We start from the raw sequence: 2,094 nt of genomic DNA, 5'->3' as shown, positions 1-2,094 counted from the left end.
GGAGAGCATGGTAGGGGCTTTGCAGTTGTAGCAGGAGAAGTAATGAAGTTAGCTGCTCAAACGAAGCATTCAGCAAATGAGATTACAAAATTAACACAAACCGTCCTGTCTGCCATTCAGCAGACGACAACGCTTGCCCATAAGGGTCGAGCAGAAACAACTGTCAGCGAAGTGCATGTTCGTGAAGCAGGAGAGGCATTCAACCGTTTGTTTAAGGCTGCGGCGGACAATCGAAGCAGTGCTCAGCGGATCGAGTTGTTATCCGAGCAAGCTCATCAGCAGTCGATACATGTAGCAGATGAGATGAAGAAATTACAAGAGTCATATTTTTAACATGGAGTTTACAAAAACAGAACACCTGATTAACAATCAGCTAGTAGTATTAGAGGCACGGGAGAGATAACCCAATAAAACAATCAGATATAACTAGAGGAGTGGTACAGTTGTTTAAGAAAAAAGGATTTAAAGCAATTTTGATGTTATCTATGGTGGTGCTGCTCGCATTTGCGGCTGCATGTGGAAACAATACGAAGAGCGGGAATGAAGGAACAGCAAATACAGGCTCAACGAATAACTCATCGACGAATACACCAACTACCGATACAGCTAAGCTGTCCGGCGAAATTAAAATTGACGGATCAAGCACAGTGTTCCCTCTGACTGAGGCTGCTGCAGAAGAATTCAATAAAGAACATAAAGCTGTTCGTGTACCTGTAGGTGTATCCGGCACAGGTGGCGGTTTCAAACAGTTTTGCGCAGGCGAAATTGCAATAGCAGATGCTTCCCGTACAATCAAAGACGAAGAAGCAGCAGCTTGTAAGGAAAAAGGAATTGAGTTCACAGAGCTTTCCGTAGCATTTGATGGTTTGTCAGTAGTTGTCAGCAAAGATAATGATTTCATTGATCACCTGACTGTTGAAGAACTGAACAAAATCTTTGTAACTGGAAGCACAGTGAAAACTTGGAAAGACGTTCGCGACACATTCCCGGCTGAGCCGATTGTGATGTTCTCCCCAGGTGCGGATTCCGGAACTTATGACTATTTTAATGAAGCTATCCTTGATAAAGCAGGCATTCGCAACGATAAAGCAATCAGCTTCAGTGAAGATGACAATGCTCTTGTACAAGGTGTAGCAGGCAGCAAATATGGCGTTGGATACTTTGGATTTGCTTACTACGAAGAGAACGCAGATAAATTGAAGGTTGTGCCGATTGAAGCAGGCAAAGGGGCAGTTACGCCAACTTACGACACAATCAAAGACGGTTCATATGCACCGCTATCCCGTCCACTTTACATCTACGTAAGCAACAAAGAGCTTGAGCGTCCAGAAGTGAAGGAATTTGCAAAATACTACATCAACAATATCGGTACTTTCGCTGGTGAAGTGGGATATGTTGCTCTTCCAGACGATCAATATGCAACTGAAGCTGCTAAGATTCAATAATCGAATACTAAGTAACCATACTTGCTGATTAGAATGTGGTGTCTTGACGGACATCACATTTTTCTCGACACGTATGTAAACGAATTGTAAAGGCAATAGGGAGGCCGCCACATGCCAAGCGAAGCTCTGCAAAAGACTAACATAACGCCAAAAGCACCCAAAGAGTCGTATGCTTTCAAAAATGAGCGTGTCAGTATTTTAAACAAAGTAATGCCCGTTTTATTATTTCTATGTGCAATCGTTTCTGTGCTCACAACAATCGGAATTGTCGTAACACTTATTTCTGAAACGTATCAATTCTTTCAAAAAGTACCGGTTTTAGAGTTCCTGTTCGGAACCAAATGGTCACCATTAATTTCGCCAAAGAGCTTCGGAGTGCTGCCTCTTCTATCAGGTACGCTGATGATTACATTTATCGCTTGCTTGGTAGCTATACCTCTTGGTCTAGCAAGCGCGATTTACTTGTCAGAATACGCCCCGAAAAAGGTGCGTAAAGTGATTAAACCGATCTTGGAAGTGCTCGCTGGTGTTCCAACGATCGTATATGGTTATTTTGCCCTTAGTATCGTAACACCGATGATTCAAGCGATATTTAGTAGCGCGGGCATATTTAATGCATTAAGCGCAGGTATTGTGGTCGGGATTATGA

The 2,094-nt window shown here is 42.9% G+C and carries 3 protein-coding genes; all 3 read left to right on the top strand.

Annotation, left to right across the window (positions count from 1 at the left end; all coding sequences use genetic code 11):
- Positions 1 to 333, top strand: a 333-nt coding sequence (locus AC1DWN_RS32850; RefSeq protein ID WP_477563033.1) for a methyl-accepting chemotaxis protein, incomplete at its 5' end; no start/stop codon positions are given.
- A gap of 110 nt (positions 334 to 443) precedes the next feature.
- On the top strand, positions 444 to 1,445 hold the full coding sequence (locus AC1DWN_RS32845; protein WP_477563032.1) for a PstS family phosphate ABC transporter substrate-binding protein: 1,002 nt from the start codon (positions 444 to 446) through the stop codon (positions 1,443 to 1,445).
- A gap of 210 nt (positions 1,446 to 1,655) precedes the next feature.
- Positions 1,656 to 2,094: PstC family ABC transporter permease (locus AC1DWN_RS32840; RefSeq protein WP_477563034.1), on the top strand; the 439-nt coding region annotated here is incomplete at its 3' end.

The sequence above is a fragment of the Paenibacillus sp. P4_A7 genome, assembly GCF_056402455.1.
The sequence above is the reverse complement of the archived record's forward strand: the minus strand, read 5'-3'. Positions and strand labels throughout refer to the sequence as shown.